Origin of the sequence: Actinomadura madurae (assembly GCF_900115095.1) — a bacterium.
Taxonomy (GTDB): Bacteria; Actinomycetota; Actinomycetes; order Streptosporangiales; family Streptosporangiaceae; genus Spirillospora; species Spirillospora madurae.
The window spans coordinates 207189-222852 of sequence record NZ_FOVH01000001.1; the positions used below are offsets into that span (position 1 = coordinate 207189).

The following is a 15664-nucleotide window of genomic DNA, read 5'->3' on the forward strand; positions in this document are numbered from 1 at the left end:
GGATGTCAGGAACGTTCCCAGCGAACGGACGACAGAGCCAGCAGCGCGACGTGGAGGGACACGCAGGACTCGACATCGTCCAGGTCGGCGTCCAGAACGCGCTCGATCCGGCGGAGGCGTTCGTAGAAGGCGGGACGGGACAGGTGCGCCCGCTGGGCGGCCACCGCCTTGTTACGCCCCGATTCAAGATAGAGCTCCAGGATGCGGGTCAGGTCGCCGCCGCGCTCGGCGTCGTACTCCAGGAGCGGGCCGAGCTCGCGCTCCACGAACGTCTGGACGCGGGCGTCGTCGCGGAGCAGGTGCAGGAGGCCGCGAAGGCGCAGGTCGGGCAGGCGGTAGAAGAGGCGGGCGCCGGAGCCGCGGGCGGCGACGTCGGCGACCTGCTCGGCCTCCAGGAACGAGCGGCGGACGTCCCGGATCGTCTCCACGACGGACCCGGCGGCCATGACCGTGCCGCCGGACTGCGCGCGGATCCGGGTGGCGACCTCGGCGAGGGCCGTCTCCACGTCGGCGCGGGCCGGCAGGGAGGCCAGCACGCCGACGCGGGCGTGCGGGCCGCCCTCGTCCAGCACCCCGACGAGGGCGGCGAGCCGCGCGTCCTTGCAGGCCGCCGCCGCGGTCTCGGCGAGCTGGGACAGCTCCCCGACCCGCGGGGCGGCCGAGGCGGGGCCGCGCTGGCGCAGCACCGCGCCGAGCAGCCGGCGGCCGGACAGCGGGACGCCGAGGGCGCGGGCGCGGGCGGCGGCCTCCTGCGGGTCGGAGTAGGCGTGCGCGAGGATCCGGGCGATGATCGTCCCGTGCGCCTGGCGCTCGACGCTCTCGGCGTGCCGGTCGAGGAGGCGGCCGAGGGCGAGCGTGGTCGCGGCCCGCTCGACCAGGACCGTCTCCCGCGGCGAGGGCGGCGCGCCGAGGTCGATGATGAGCCGGCCCCAGTCCTCCCCGCGCGCGCCCACCATGGTGACCAGCCAGCCGGACGCCTCGTCGTAGCCGGTGCGGCGGCCCGGCCGCACGGCGCGGGACCGGGTCTCCCACGCCGACAGCAGCTCCGAGGGGTCGGCGCCGCCGGCGTCGGCGGCGAGGACCTGGTGGGCGAGGTTCTCCAGCACCACGGGATGCCCGCCGAGCGCCGCGACCTGCCGGACCACCTCGTCGGTGGAGGCGCCCTCGACCGACAGCTGGGTGAAGATCTCGTGCAGCTGCTCGGAGGCGCGCAGCTCCGCGTACTGCTCCTGCACGATCCGGGCGTGCACCGACTCGGTGATGTCGACGAACGCGGGCTCGTGCGCCAGCACGATCACCGGGAGGCCGAACTCCTCGGCGGCGGCGATCAGCGCGGGCGGCAGCACGCTGGCGTAGCGCCGGCCGAGCTCGATCATCAGGCCGCTGACGCCGACCTCGGCGAGGTCGCCGATGTAGGCGCGCAGCCGCTCCGGCTCGTCCGGCAGCGCGATCCCGGTCGTGAGCACCAGCTCGCCGCCGTGCAGCAGGTGGGCGATGTCGGTGACCTCGGCGACGTGCACCCAGCGGACCCGGTTGCCGGTGCGGTCGGCGCCCGCGACGACGTGCGGCTGGCCGCGGCGGACCGCGTCGAGCTGGAGGACGTCGTCGACAGTGGGCAGCATCACCGCGATGGTATCCGACAGGGTGTCAACGACGATGATCAGGTCGTTACAGGGTGTCAGCCGCGAGCAGACCGTCAAGCGGAGCGGCGCGGTATTGACACTCTGCGGGTGGCCTCCGGCCCCTCCCGCGAACGAGACTTGTGCCATGTCGGAACACGCGAACCTGCTCCGGCGCCACCGGGCGGTCATGCCGTCGTGGATGGCGCTCAACTACCGGGACCCCATCGAGATCGTCGGCGGCAAGGGCAACCGCGTGACCGACGCCGAGGGCAACGTCTACCTCGACTTCTTCACCGGCATCCTGACCAACATGCTCGGCTACGACGTGCCCGAGGTCCGGGAGGCGGTGGAGCGGCAGATCGCGACGGGCGTCGTGCACACCTCCACCGCGTACCTGCTGCGCGGGCAGGTGGAGCTGGCCGAGAAGATCGCCCGGCTCTCCGGCATCCCGGACGCGAAGGTGTTCTTCGTCAACTCCGGAACGGAGGCCAACGAGGCGGCGCTGCTGCTCGCCGCGTACGCGCGGCGCAGCGACCAGGTCCTCGCGATGCGGCAGAGCTACCACGGCCGGTCGTTCGCCGCGACGGGCGTGACCGGCAACCGGGCCTGGACGAACCTGTCCTTCTCCCCGCTGGACGTCCACTTCCTGCACGGCGCCGACCGCCACCTCCCGCAGTTCGCGGGCATGTCGGACGAGCGGTACATCGACGCCTGCACGCAGGACCTGCGGCACGTGCTCGCCACCGCGACCGGCGGCGACGTCGCCGCGCTGATCGCCGAGCCGATCCAGGGCGTCGGCGGCTTCACGATGCCGCCCGACGGGCTGTTCGCCGCCTACAAGAGCGTCCTGGACGAGCACGGGATCCTGTTCGTCTCCGACGAGGTGCAGACCGGGTGGGGGCGGACGGGCCAGGGCTTCTGGGGGATCGACGACCACGGCGTGACCCCGGACGCGATGACGTTCGCCAAGGGCCTCGGGAACGGCTTCGCGGTCGGCGGCGTCGTCGCGCGCGGCGACCTCATGGACGGCCTGCACGCGGTCGGCATCTCCACGTTCGGCGGCAACCCGGTCTCGATGGCCGCGGCGAACGCGACGCTGGACCACATTCTCGACCACGATCTGCAGGCCAACGCGGCGCGGCAGGGCGCGACGATCATCGGCGGGCTGGCGGCGGCGGCCGGCCGGTTCCCGGTGGTCGCGGACGTCCGGGGCAAGGGCCTGATGTTCGCCGTCGAGCTCGCCGACCCGCGCACCGGCGAGCCGAGCCCGCCGCTCGCCGCCGCCCTCATGGAGGCGGCCCGCGAGAGGGGGCTGCTGGTCGGCAAGGGCGGCCTGTACGGCAACGTGGTCCGCATGGCGCCGCCGATGACCCTGACCGACGACGAGGCCGCCGAAGGCCTCGGCATCCTGATCGCGTCCCTCGAAGCACTTCCGGAGGAGTCCGTATGAGCCACCGCGTCGCACACTGGATCGGCGGGAAGCCCTTCGACGGGGAGCCCGGCCGGCAGGGCGACATCTACGAGCCCGCCACCGGACGCCTCGCCGGGGCGGTCGACCTCGCCGGGCGGCCGGAGGTCGACGCGGCCGTCGCCGCCGCGAAGGAGGCGTTCCCCGGCTGGCGGGACACCTCCCTCTCGCAGCGCACGAAGGTGCTGTTCGCGTTCCGCGAGCTGGTCGCCCGGCACCGCGACGAGCTGGCGCGGCTCATCTCCTCCGAGCACGGCAAGGTGGTCTCCGACGCGGCGGGCGAGGTGTCGCGCGGCCTGGAGGTCGTCGAGTTCGCCTGCGGCATCCCGCACCTGCTCAAGGGCGGCTTCTCCGAGAACGTCTCGTCGCGCGTCGACGCCTACTCCATCCTGCAGCCGCTCGGCGTGGCCGCCGGGATCACCCCGTTCAACTTCCCGGCGATGGTGCCGATGTGGATGTTCCCCGTGGCGATCGCGTGCGGGAACACCTTCGTGCTCAAGCCGTCGGAGAAGGACCCCTCGGCGTCGGTGCGGCTCGCCGAGCTGTGGGCCGAGGCGGGGCTGCCGGACGGCGTGTTCAACGTCCTGCACGGGGACAAGGCCGCGGTGGACGGGCTGCTGCACCATCCGGACGTCAAGGCGGTCAGCTTCGTCGGCTCCACCCCCATCGCGCGGTACATCTACGCGACGGCGGCGGCGAACGGCAAGCGGGTGCAGGCGCTCGGCGGCGCCAAGAACCACATGCTCGTGCTGCCGGACGCCGACCTCGACCTCGCCGCGGACGCCGCCGTGTCCGCCGGGTTCGGGTCGGCGGGGGAGCGGTGCATGGCGATCTCCGTCGTCGTGGCCGTGGACCCGGTCGGGGACGAGCTGACGGCGAAGATCCGCGAGCGGGTCGCCCGGCTCCGGATCGGCCCCGGCGACCATCCCGAGGCGGAGATGGGGCCGCTGGTGACCCGGGCGCACCGCGACAAGGTCGCCTCGTACCTGGACGGCGCCGTCGCGCAGGGCGCCACCCTCGCCGTCGACGGGCGCGACCCGGACGTTCTCGGCGGCGCGGGAGACGGCTTCTGGCTCGGCCCGGCCGTCCTCGACCACGTCACCCCGGACATGGACGCCTACAAGGACGAGATCTTCGGGCCGGTGCTGTCGGTCGCGCGGGCCGGCTCCTACGACGCCGCCATGGAGCTGATCTCCGCCAACCCGTACGGCAACGGAACGGCGATCTTCACCAACGACGGCGGGGCGGCGCGCCGCTTCCAGAACGAGGTGGAGGTCGGCATGGTCGGCGTCAACGTGCCCATCCCGGTCCCGATGGCCTACTACTCCTTCGGCGGCTGGAAGGACTCACTGTTCGGCGACAGTCACGCCCACGGGATGGAGGGCGTCCACTTCTACACGCGGACCAAGGCCGTCACCGCGCGCTGGGCCGATCCCAGCCACCGGGGCGTTGAGCTGGGATTTCCCGCCGGCGGCTGAGGTACGGGAGTTTCCTACCTCCGGCGTTTTTCGTCGTTGATTTTCGTCCGCCGTGCGCGGACGAATAATGGCTACACCCATTGACGGGGTCTGTGTCCGGCGACACAATCTGACTGTCTCAATTAATTGGGATGAATTCAAAAGTCAGGGTTGGCAGTCAGAAACACGGAGTCCAGGGGCCGCAGGGCCACGTGGGGCCGGAACGTGCAGGAGAGCCGCGCTATGACCGCAGGCGACCACGCCGCAGAGGTGGACGCCCTCGCAAGGCGATTCCCGGGCTGGACCATCTGGTTCGGCCTGTGCACCGGCCACTGGTGGGCGCTGCCGCCCAAGGACCGCGACGTCGGCGACTTCCTGGAGGCCGACACCCCGCAGCGGCTCATCGCACGGATCGAGGTGGTCAAGCACGCCGCTCCCAGGCGGCCGCCGGCCGGTGTGCCGGCATCCCCCGACGGCCCTCCGCGGCCGTCCCGCGACACCCGGCAGGACGTGCGGCGTCCCTCGAACCTCCTCCGTCTCGAGGGCGTCACACCGTCGCCGTTCGGCCGGGTACCGGTGATCGCGTGGCCAGGCAGCACCGCACGGTGATCCGCTGTTCCCCAACCTCGCCACGCCCGCCGGTGCCGCCGCGGTCCCGGGCAGGACGGCAGCCCGCGCCATATCCCTCTCCAGCAACCTCCGTGTATGGCGCGGACGCCAGCACCCGCCGTCTCCCGGGGCCCCGGCGGTTTCTCCGTTGAGCGGCCGGCCGAAATGCGCCAGTAAACGGTACGGCAATGGCTATGGAGTTCTTACCTCCGGGAAAGTTTCGGCTGAACTCGCGAGTCGCGATCACCGGTAATTCCCGGTCGTACGGCTCGAAGTCGGCGGGAAAAGCCGTACCCCACCGGCGATAAATTCGCCGGCGGCCTCCGGAACGGACGGAATGGCGGCCGGACGGGCGCGGACCCCCGCCCGGTGCCGGGTGCGCGCCGCCTCGCGGCCCCGGAGACGCTACGCTGCGCCGACGGGCCCGTTCGCGAAGGGGGAGGGCCCTGGCACGGATCGGGAGCGAGATGCGGCTGACGGCCACGGCGCGGGTCTGGACGGCAGGGGCCCTGGTGGCGGCCACGGCGCTCGCCGCGGGCCTCGTCTCCTGCAGCGGGGACGAGGAGAGGCCGGCCGGGGTCGCCAAGGTGGCCGGCACTCTCGGGCCGGGCGAGGGGATGCTCAACCTGGTCGCCCTGCCCGGGTCCGTCGAGAGCGGCACCACCGACCCGCGCGTCGACTGGGCCACCCCGTTCCAGAAGCGCACCGGCTGCAAGGTCGGGCTGAAGACCGTCCAGACGCCCGAGGAGATGGCCGCCCTCATGCGCGACCCCGACCGCCGCTACGACGGCGTCGCGGCGCCGCCCGAGGTCGCCGGCCGGCTGATCGAGGAGAACCAGGTCGTCCCGGTCAACCCCGACCTCGTGGACGGCTACAAGAAGCTGGAGCCGAAGCTCCGCAAGCTGCTGGACCGCGGCGGCAAGCACTACGGCATCCCGTACGTGTGGGGCACCAACCTGCTCACCTACGACACCCGGACCGTGCCGCCGCCGGCGAGCTGGGCCGCGCTGTTCGACCCCGCCCAGGCCCGCCGGTACTCCGGCAGGCTGATCATGCGGGACAGCCCGCTCGCCATCGCCGAGGCGGCCCTCTACCTCAAGGGCGAGCGGCGCAAGCTGAAGATCCGCGACCCGTACTCGCTGACGCCGGCGCAGCTCGCCGCCGCCGGGCGCGTGCTGGCCGAGCAGCGCCCGTACGTCGGGGAGTACTGGGAGCTGCCGGCCGAGGCCGTCAGCGCGTTCGCCGGGGGGCGGGCCGTCCTCGGCCAGGCGTGGCCCTACCACGTGGACGTGCTGAACCGCGCGTCCCGTCCCGTCCAGGGCGTCATCCCGTCGGAGGGCGCGACCGGGTGGATGGACGCGTGGATGATCGGCGCCCGCGCCCAGCACCCCAACTGCATGTACCAGTGGCTCCAGTGGACGGCCTCGCCGGACGTCCAGCAGCAGGTCGCCGAGTGGACCGGGGTGGCGCCCGCCAACCCGCAGGCATGCTCGGGCGACCGCCTCAGATCCGGGTTCTGCGCCGCCTACCACGTGGGCGACCGCGCCTACCTCGACAAGATCATCTTCGCGCACGCGCCGTCGAAGGCGTGCGGCGGGAAGAAGGACGAGGACGAGAAGGCGAGCTGCACGGACTACGCCGAGTGGACCCGCACCTGGCTCACGGCGACGCGGACGAAGGGCTGACGGCGGCCCCTAGGGGTCTCTCCGGCGCGTCCGGCCGCCCCCAGCCGGACGCGCCTGCGGGGTGGTCCCGGACTTCCCCCCGAACGCCCGGGTCACCCTTCTCCTTGGAGAGACCTCCATGACGGCGGCGGGCGCCGCCGTCCGCGCGGGCGGCGGCTCCCCGACCGGCCGCCCGGCGCCCGTGAGCTGCTCCCTGGGGCCCCGGCGTGCGCGGGGTACCGGCGGGGCGGGTGCGCAGTCGTCGCACGCGAACACCCCGGACGAGTCCGGCAGGCGGCCGACGCGGACGCGCGGCCGGGGCCAGCTCTTGCGGCAGACGACGCACGCGTCGCCCAGGCGCTGGGCTCTGCTGAGCCCGCCCTGGTCGACGATCGGCTCGCCTGTCTGGCCCATGTCTCCATCCCCCGGCGGGAGTCGGCTTCACGTCACTCCTTTATAGGCGGGGGAGGGTGTGGTCACCGTTACCGAAGGTGAAAAGCGCGGCAAAGCATCCCGTGTCGCCGGGACGTCCAAGATCGGCTGAGCTATGCGCCGCCGGAGCCCCGCGGGCGGGGATCGCGGACCAGGGCTATGCGGTCACGGGCCGGGATCTTTGCCGTCCGTTGGTCGGCAGTTGCGTACAAAGGAGACATGTCGGCCTGGAACGTCGGTCTCCGGCGCCTCCGGCCGCACAGGCCCCGCCCCGTACGGGCGCGCGTGACGCTCGCGGTCACCGCACTCGGCTCCCTGCTGGTGGCCGTGGTGGCCCTGGCGGCCGTGGCGCTGGCCCTGCTGGCCGACGTCGGCCGCCCCGGAGTCCTCGCGGCGGTCATGGCGGTGCTGGCCGCGGCCGCCGCGGGCCTCGCCGGCCGGGGCGTCGCCCGCCTGGCCCGCGGGCTGCTCGAACCGGTACGCCGGCTCTGCCGGGAACTGCAGGACCTCGACGAGGCCGGCCTCGGCGAGCGGGTCGGCGTCCCGGCCACGGGCGACGACGCCGAGCGGCTGGCCGGCCAGGTCAACCACCTGCTCGGCCGGCTGGACGGCGCGGCCGCACAGCGGCGCGCGTTCATCTCCGACGCCTCGCACGAGCTCCGCACGCCGATCACCGGCCTGCGGACCCGCATCGAGCTGGCCCTCGCCGCCCCCGAGGACGGGGACGTCGCCGAGACGCTGCGGTCCTCGCTCGCCGACATCGAACGCCTGCACCACATCGTGGACGACCTCCTCGTGCTCGCCCGCCTCGACGCCGGCGACGTCCCCGTCCGCGAGCGCATCGACCTCGGCGCGCTGGTGGAGTCGGAGGTCGCCCGGCGCTGCTCCGCCGTCCCGACGGCCGTCAAGGTGGAACCGGGGCTCATGGTGGTGGGCAACCGGCTGCGCCTCGGCCGCGTCGTCATCAACCTGCTCGCCAACGCCGAGCGCTACGCGGACGGGCGGATCGAGGTCGAGGCGCGCGCGGAAGGCGGGGACGCCGTCGTCGAGGTGCACGACGACGGCCCCGGCATCCCGCACGCCGACCGCGACCGCGTCTTCGAGCGCTTCGCCCGGCTGGACACGGCGCGCAGCCGCGACAAGGGCGGCAGCGGCCTCGGGCTCCCGATCGCCCGGCAGATCGCGATCGGCCACGGCGGGAGCCTGTACGTCGCCGACGGCACCTACGGCGCCCGCCTCGTCCTGCGGCTCCCGCTCGCCCGGTGACTCAGCGGAACGCGGCGACGGCGCCGGCCGCCCACTGCGCGAACGACCGCGCCGGGCGGCCGAGGACCCGCTGCACGTCCGGGCTGACCCGCCGCTCGGCTTCGGTGGGCTCGCCGAGGATGTCCAGGGTGCCGTCGACGACCGGCGCGGGCATGAACTCCAGCATCCGGGCCCTCGCCTCCTCTCGCGTCTGCTCGGTGAACGCCACCGGCTCGCCCAGCGCCTCGCCGATGATCCGCGCGCGGTCCCGCGGCGTGACCGGCGCCGGGCCCGTGAGCTCGTAGACGCGGCCGGCGTGCCCGCCCTCCCGCAGCACCGCGGCCGCGACCTCGGCGATGTCGGCCGGGTCGACGAACGGCAGCGCGACGCCGGCGAACGGCGCGGCGGCCGACCGGTGCGCGCGGACGGGCTCCGCCCACGCGTACGCGTTGCTGGCGAAGCCGCCCGGCCGCAGGATCGTCCAGTCGAGCCCCGACTCCCGGACGGCCTCCTCGAACGCCCTCAGCCGCGCGTGGGCGGGCGACTCCGGGCGCGTCCCCGCCCCCTGGGACGACAGCAGCACGACGTTCGCGACGCCGGAGGCCTTCACCACGTCGAGGACGTCGCGCGGGCCGGGGCCGGCAGGGGAGCCGAGCAGCGGCCCGGCGACGAGGAGGAAGAGGGCGTCCGCCCCGTCCAGGGCGGGCCGGAGGGTTTCGAGGTCGGCGAGGTCGGCCGCGCGATGGCGGACGCCGTCCGGCAGATCGTCCAGGACGTGCCGGGACACGGCCGTCACGTCCTCGCCCGCCCCGGCCAGCGCCCGGACGAGCGGCCGTCCGACATTTCCCGTGGCACCCGTGACAACGATCATGAGTCACTCCGTATGAGCTGCGCTGACGCCGCCGCGGCGGCGCTGTCGCGGTGCGACCCGGCGAAGCTAGCATCCTCGATATAGTAGGTACCTAGAAGATAGTGACTACCCGGGAGGGCGCCGTGGGGACCGTGTGGAACGCGGAGGAGTTCGACGCCGAGCACGCCTGCCCGATCGCCCCTGTGGTCGACATCGTGTTCAGCCGGTGGACGACCCCGATCCTGTGGACGCTGCACGAGTACGGCCGGCAGCGGTTCGTCGAGCTGCAGCGCCGCATCGGCTCCATCACGCCGAAGGTGCTGACGCAGCGGCTCCGGCAGATGGAGCGCGACGGCCTCGTCGTCCGCACCTACCACCCCGAGGTGCCGCCGCGCGTCGAGTACGAGATCAGCGAGCTGGGGCGCAGCCTGGGGCCGCTGTTCGCCTCGCTCGCCGAGTGGTCCGCGGAGAACCTGGAGAAGGTGGAGCGGGCGCGGCGCGCCTACGACGCCACCGGGAGCTGAGCGGGCCGATGCCCGGCAGATGCCCGACAATGGAGCGGTGATGTCTGCACCCAGCCCCGACGCGACCGCCCGCGAGATCGCCGTCCTCGGCTCCACCGGCTCGATCGGCACCCAGGCGCTGGACGTGATCCGCCGCAACCCCGGCCGGTTCCGGGTGACCGGCCTCGCGGCGGGCGGCGGCCGGGTCGACCTGCTGGCCGCGCAGGCGCTGGAGTTCCGTCCCGAGATCGTCGCGGTGGCCAAGGCGTCCGCCGCGCAGGAGCTCCAGCTCGCCTTCTACGCCGAGGCGAAACGGCGCGGCTACGCCACCGGCGAGTACCCCATCCCCAAGATCGCGGCGGGCCCGGACGCGGTCGCCGAGGTCGCCGCGTGGCGGTGCGACGTGGTGCTGAACGGGGTGACCGGCGCCCTCGGCCTCGCCTCGACCCTCGCCGCGCTGGACGCGGGCCGGACGCTCGCCCTCGCCAACAAGGAGTCGCTCATCGTCGGCGGCCCCCTCGTCAAGGAGCGGGCGCGGCCGGGGCAGATCGTCCCCGTCGACTCCGAGCACTCGGCGCTCGCCCAGTGCCTGCGCGGCGGGCGCGCGGAGGAGGTGCGGCGGCTCGTGCTGACCGCGAGCGGCGGCCCGTTCCGCGGGCGCCGCCGCGCCGAGCTGGCCGAGGTCACCCCCGAGGAGGCGATGAACCACCCGACCTGGGACATGGGCCCGGTCATCACGATCAACTCCGCGACCCTCGTCAACAAGGGCCTGGAGGTCATCGAGGCGCACCTGCTCTTCGACGTCCCGATGGACCGGATCGAGGTCATGGTGCACCCGCAGTCGGTCATCCACTCGATGGTCGAGTTCACCGACGGCTCCACGCTCGCCCAGGCCAGCCCGCCCGACATGCGGCTGCCGATCGCGCTCGGGATCGACTGGCCGGACCGCGTCCCGGACGCCGCGCCCGGCGTCGACTGGACGAGGGCCCACACCTGGGAGCTGTCCCCGCTCGACGACGAGGCGTTCCCGGCCGTCGCGCTGGCGCGGCACGCCGGTGAGCTGGGCGGCACCGTCCCGGCGGTTTACAACGCCGCCAACGAGGAATGTGTGGACGCGTTCCGCGCCGGACGGCTCCCGTTCCTCGGGATAGTCGACACGATCGCGCGGGTAGTGGAGGAGCACGGTTCCGGAACCCCCGGAGACCTGTCGCTGGACGACGTCCTCGCGGCGGACGGATGGGCGCGGGCCCGGACCGCGGAACTGACCGGAACCGGCTGACCCGGGGCCCGCCTCGGGACCGACCCCGAGGAGACCCGATGGCCTTCGTCCTCGGCGCGGCGGCGTTCGTCGTCGCGCTGCTGGTGTCGGTGATGCTGCACGAGGGCGGGCACCTGCTGACCGCCAAGCGGTTCGGCATGAAGGCCACCCAGTACTTCGTGGGTTTCGGGCCGACCCTGTGGTCCACCCGGCGCGGCGAGACCGAGTACGGGGTGAAGGCGATCCCGCTGGGCGGCTTCGTCAAGATCGTCGGCTACACGCCGCTGGAGGAGATCGACCCCGCGGACCGCCCGCGCGCCTTCTACCGGCAGCCGGCCGGCCGCCGCGCGGTGGTCATCGTCGCCGGCGTCGTCGCCAACTTCGTGTTCGCGTTCCTGCTGCTGATGGTGATGGCCATGACGGTCGGCGTGCGCGAGCCCGGCACGGTGACCAGCACGGTCGAGGAGGTCACGCCCTGCGTGCCGGCCGCGATGACGAGCGACTGCGGCGGCGGCCGCCCGCCCTCCCCGGCGGCCCGGGCGGGGCTGCGCGCGGGCGACCGCGTCGTCTCCTTCGGCGGCACGCCCGTGTCCGACTGGGACGGCCTCACCAGGGCGATCGACGACGCGAAGCCGGGGGAGACGGTCCAGGTGGCGGTGCGGCGGCCGGGCGCGGCCCGGCCGGTGACGCTGCCCATCACCCTGGCGGACGTGGACGGGCGGCCGTTCGTCGGCATGTCCGCGAAGGTCGTCGGCGCCGGGTACGAGCGGACCGGCCCGCTGAACGCGGCCGTGTTCGCCGAACGCGGCATCGGCCGGACCCTCGCCGGGATCGGCGAGGTCGTGGTGGACCTGCCGGCGGCCGTGCCGAAGCTGTTCACGCCCGAGCGGGAGAGCACGCCGGGCGGCCAGGTCGGCAGCGTGGTCGGCGCCACCGACGTGTCCGGGCAGATCTTCTCCTCCGACAGCTCCGCGCGTGACAAGCTCGCCCTGTACCTGTCGCTGGTCGTGTCGGTGAACATCTTCCTCGGCGCGCTGAACGTCCTGCCCCTGCTGCCGCTGGACGGCGGGCACCTCGCGGTCGTCGGGTACGAGCGGGCGCGCGCCGGCGTCAACCGGATCCGGGGGCGGCCGGATCCGGGCACCGTCGACATGACCCGGCTGCTGCCCTTGACATACCTGGCCGTCCTGGTGCTCGTGGGGTTCGGGGTGCTGCTGATCCTCGCCGACCTGTTCAATCCGCTCCGGCTACCGGAGTGACCCAAAATGTTCACGTTGCGGGGTCAAATGCTCACAGTGATATGTGCCGCGCGGTGTCAACACAGCGGCGCGGGGCGCCTAGGCTTTGTACGGGGCCGCAAGCCAGAGGAGAGGGATGAGCGTTTCACTGGGAATTCCGAGCGTCCGCGGCGCAGGCGACGGGCAGGGGGCGCCGGATCCGATCGCGCCCCGCCGCGCATCCCGGCAGATCATGGTCGGGAACGTTCCGGTCGGGGGCGACGCGCCGGTGTCGGTGCAGTCCATGACCACCACGCTCACCGCCGACGTGAACGCCACGCTCCAGCAGATCGCGGAGCTGACCGCGTCCGGGTGCCAGATCGTCCGGGTCGCCGTGCCGTCGCAGGACGACGCCGAGGCGCTGCCGGCGATCGCGCGCAAGTCGCCGATCCCCGTCATCGCCGACATCCACTTCCAGCCCAAGTACGTGTTCGCGGCGATCGACGCGGGCTGTGCGGCCGTCCGGGTCAACCCCGGCAACATCAAGAAGTTCGACGACAAGGTCGGCGAGATCGCGCGCGCCGCCAAGGACGCGGGCGTGCCGATCCGGATCGGGGTGAACGCCGGCTCGCTCGACAAGCGGCTGCTGGAGAAGCACGGCAGGGCCACCCCCGACGCACTGGTGGAGTCGGCGCTGTGGGAGTGCTCGCTGTTCGAGGAGCACGACTTCCGCGACATCAAGATCTCCGTCAAGCACAACGACCCGGTCGTGATGATCGAGGCGTACCGGAAGCTGGCGGCGGCCTGCGACTACCCGCTGCACCTCGGCGTCACCGAGGCGGGCCCGGCGTTCCAGGGCACGATCAAGTCGGCGGTCGCGTTCGGCGCGCTGCTCGCCGAGGGCATCGGGGACACGATCCGGGTGTCGCTGTCGGCGCCGCCGGTCGAGGAGGTCAAGGTCGGCGCGGCGATCCTGGAGTCGCTCGGGCTGCGCACCCGCGGCCTGGAGATCGTGTCCTGCCCGTCCTGCGGGCGCGCGCAGGTGGACGTCTACTCGCTCGCCGAGCAGGTCACCGCCGGGCTGAAGGACTTCCCCGTCCCGCTGCGCGTCGCGGTGATGGGCTGCGTGGTGAACGGGCCGGGCGAGGCCCGGGAGGCCGACCTCGGCGTCGCCTCCGGCAACGGCAAGGGCCAGATCTTCGTGAAGGGGCAGGTCGTCAAGACCGTCCCCGAGTCGCAGATCGTTGAGACGCTGATCGAGGAGGCGATGCGGATCGCCGACGAGATGGGCATCGAGATCGGCGAGGACGGCTCGGTCTCCGGGCCGGGCGCCGACGTGGTGGTCGGCTGATCTCACCGATGCGCTGACGCCGCAGCGTTCGAAGGGCCCCGGGTGTGAATGCGACCCGGGGCCCTTTCGCGTGCCCGGGGACCGCGGATCGTGATCCCGGATCCGGAACGATCCAGCATGTCACGGAGTTCCGCTGATCTTGTCACGATTCGGCATCCACTCTGATCAGGACCTGTCGAGCCGGATGCCCGAACCGCAACAATCTTCACTCATTTACCCGTATGTCTGACTCAACCGGAGTCGGCACGATAGGGGGATATGTGAAGAGGATCGTTGTCGTGGCCGCGGTGGCCGGGCTCGGTCTCACCGGCCTCGGCGCCACAAGCGCGCAGGCCGAGGGTCCATCCGCCGGAACGGCCGGAGGCTTCAACCCCGCCGCGCTCAAGTGGCACGCCTGCCCCACCGACTTCGTCCAGACGGTGCACGACCTCTACGACGCCCTGTACCCGGTCTCCAAGATCGTGCAGTGCGCCGAGCTGTCGGTGCCCCTGGACTACGCCAAGCCGCGGGGCAAGAAGATCACGCTCCAGCTCACGAAAACGCCGCACACCGGCGAGGGCAAGGCGAAGGGCGACATCGTCGTCAACCCGGGTGGCCCCGGGGGCGGCGGCGCGCTCTTCGGGCCGCGCGTGTTCGCGCAGAACTCCGCCCCGATGCGCGAGGCCTACAACGTCATCGGGTTCGACCCGCGCGGCGTCGGCATGAGCGTCCCCGCGCTGAGCTGCGACCCCACCTACACCAACGCCCCGAGGCCCGACTACGGCACCGGCGACCGCAAGTCCGTCGCCACCTGGCTGAAGCTGTCCAAGGGCTACGCGGACGACTGCGGCGAGGCCGACAAGATCGGGCTGCTGGACCACGTCAAGACCATCGACTCGGTGAACGACGTGGAGTCGATCCGCAAGGCGCTCGGCGGCGACAAGCTCGACTACTACGGCGCCTCCTACGGCACCTACCTCGGCTCGGCCTACGCCACCGTGTACCCGAAGAACGTCGACAAGATGGTCCTCGACGGCAACGTCGGCCCGTCCGGCGTCTGGTACGAGGCCAACCTCAACCAGGACGTCGCCTTCGACAAGAACATCGAGTACTACTTCGGCTGGATCGCCAAGTACGACTCGGTGTACCACCTGGGCGCGACGCAGAAGAAGGTGCGGAGCTTCTTCTACGACCTGCGCGGCAAGCTCAAGAAGAAGCCGGTCTACTACACCGACCCCGACAGCGGGCAGCAGCTCGCCGTCGGTCCGGACGAGCTGACCGACGTGATCCTGAACGCCGCCTACCGCCGCAGCCAGGCCGTCTGGCACGGCTACGCCGCCGGCCTCGCCGCCCACAAGACCGGCGACACCGCCACCTTCGTCGGGACGTTCGGCTCCCCGACGTCCGGCGAGACCGACGACAACGGCTACGCGATGTACGCCGCGACCGAGTGCACCGACGCCCAGTGGCCGCAGAGCTGGGGCAAGTGGTGGCGGGACAACACGCGGATCAACCGCAAGCACCCGTTCATGACGTGGAGCAACGCCTGGTTCAACGCGCCCTGCCTGTTCTGGCCCGCCAAGGCCGGCAAGCCGGTGAACATCGGCCACACGCGCGACCTGCCGAAGAACATCCTGATGTTCCAGTCGACCGCCGACGCGGCCACCCCGTACGAGGGCGCGCTGGAGCTTCAGCGCCGGCTCAAGGGATCGCGCCTGGTCGTCCAGGACGGTGACCGCACGCACTGCATCGTCCACCGCGGTTCCGCCGAGGTGGACGCCTACTTCGACGCCTACTTCCTGCGGGGAGAGCGTCCGGAGCAGCGCACGGTGCACGTCCCGCAGCTCGGTGACCCGACCCCGCCGTCGTCGGCGACCGCCAGGACGCTGAACGGCCCGGGTTCGCAGAAGGCCGCGCGCCTGAAGGCCGACGTCATCCGCTGAGGCCCGGCCGCCAGGCCGTCCGCACAGGGCCGCCCGCGCGGGCCCCGGGGAGCGATCCCCGGGGCC

13 protein-coding genes are annotated in these 15664 nt (G+C 72.7%); 10 read left to right on the plus strand and 3 right to left on the minus strand.

The window, feature by feature from the left end; all coding sequences use genetic code 11:
• Nucleotides 1-5: 5 nt before the first annotated feature.
• Complete coding sequence (locus BM339_RS01030; protein WP_024936592.1) at nucleotides 6-1622, minus strand: PucR family transcriptional regulator; 1617 nt, start codon at nucleotides 1620-1622, stop codon at nucleotides 6-8.
• A gap of 145 nt (nucleotides 1623-1767) precedes the next feature.
• Between BM339_RS01030 and BM339_RS01035 the strand changes: the two genes are divergently transcribed.
• The 4 genes from BM339_RS01035 (at nucleotide 1768) to BM339_RS01050 (ending at nucleotide 6841) form a co-directional block, all read left to right on the plus strand.
• Nucleotides 1768-3072, plus strand: coding sequence for an aspartate aminotransferase family protein (locus tag BM339_RS01035; protein ID WP_075019657.1), 1305 nt, complete (start codon nucleotides 1768-1770; stop codon nucleotides 3070-3072).
• A complete protein-coding gene (locus BM339_RS01040; protein ID WP_021599368.1) occupies nucleotides 3069-4568 on the plus strand; it encodes a CoA-acylating methylmalonate-semialdehyde dehydrogenase in 1500 nt (499 codons plus the stop codon). The genes BM339_RS01035 and BM339_RS01040 overlap by 4 nt, the downstream gene beginning before the upstream one ends.
• Before the next feature lie 222 nt (nucleotides 4569-4790).
• A complete protein-coding gene (locus BM339_RS01045; protein ID WP_021599367.1) occupies nucleotides 4791-5156 on the plus strand; it encodes a hypothetical protein in 366 nt (121 codons plus the stop codon).
• Nucleotides 5157-5623: 467 nt separating this feature from the next.
• Nucleotides 5624-6841, plus strand: coding sequence for an ABC transporter substrate-binding protein (locus BM339_RS01050; RefSeq protein ID WP_021599366.1), 1218 nt, complete (start codon nucleotides 5624-5626; stop codon nucleotides 6839-6841).
• A gap of 9 nt (nucleotides 6842-6850) precedes the next feature.
• Here the strand turns inward: BM339_RS01050 and BM339_RS47370 are convergent, their stop codons facing one another.
• Nucleotides 6851-7234, minus strand: a complete 384-nt coding sequence (locus BM339_RS47370) for a hypothetical protein (protein ID WP_024936591.1) — start codon at nucleotides 7232-7234, stop codon at nucleotides 6851-6853.
• A 237-nt stretch (nucleotides 7235-7471) separates the two neighbouring features.
• Here BM339_RS47370 and BM339_RS01060 point away from each other — a divergent pair, with 237 nt between their 5' ends.
• A complete protein-coding gene (locus BM339_RS01060; RefSeq protein ID WP_075019658.1) occupies nucleotides 7472-8518 on the plus strand; it encodes a sensor histidine kinase in 1047 nt (348 codons plus the stop codon).
• Nucleotide 8519: 1 nt separating this feature from the next.
• On the opposite strand, the gene BM339_RS01065 is transcribed toward BM339_RS01060, so the two are convergent.
• Entirely contained in the window at nucleotides 8520-9368 is an 849-nt protein-coding gene (locus BM339_RS01065; RefSeq protein WP_075019659.1) for an NAD(P)H-binding protein, read from the minus strand.
• Nucleotides 9369-9490: 122 nt separating this feature from the next.
• Here BM339_RS01065 and BM339_RS01070 point away from each other — a divergent pair, with 122 nt between their 5' ends.
• The 5 genes from BM339_RS01070 to BM339_RS01090 all read left to right on the plus strand — a co-directional run bounded on the left by BM339_RS01070 (nucleotide 9491) and on the right by BM339_RS01090 (nucleotide 15598).
• Entirely contained in the window at nucleotides 9491-9871 is a 381-nt protein-coding gene (locus BM339_RS01070; protein WP_218163545.1) for a winged helix-turn-helix transcriptional regulator, read from the plus strand.
• Between the two features lie 40 nt (nucleotides 9872-9911).
• Complete coding sequence (dxr, locus tag BM339_RS01075; protein ID WP_021596336.1) at nucleotides 9912-11129, plus strand: 1-deoxy-D-xylulose-5-phosphate reductoisomerase; 1218 nt, start codon at nucleotides 9912-9914, stop codon at nucleotides 11127-11129.
• A 38-nt stretch (nucleotides 11130-11167) separates the two neighbouring features.
• On the plus strand, nucleotides 11168-12367 hold the full coding sequence (locus tag BM339_RS01080; protein ID WP_075019660.1) for a M50 family metallopeptidase: 1200 nt from the start codon (nucleotides 11168-11170) through the stop codon (nucleotides 12365-12367).
• 115 nt (nucleotides 12368-12482) lie between these two features.
• Nucleotides 12483-13676 carry a flavodoxin-dependent (E)-4-hydroxy-3-methylbut-2-enyl-diphosphate synthase gene (ispG, locus tag BM339_RS01085; protein WP_021596338.1) on the plus strand — a complete coding sequence of 398 codons (1194 nt, stop codon included), beginning with the start codon at nucleotides 12483-12485 and terminating at the stop codon, nucleotides 13674-13676.
• A 260-nt stretch (nucleotides 13677-13936) separates the two neighbouring features.
• The gene (locus BM339_RS01090) at nucleotides 13937-15598 is read left to right on the plus strand and encodes an alpha/beta hydrolase (protein ID WP_024936590.1); all 1662 of its coding nucleotides are present in this window, start codon (nucleotides 13937-13939) and stop codon (nucleotides 15596-15598) included.
• Nucleotides 15599-15664: the final 66 nt, after the last annotated feature.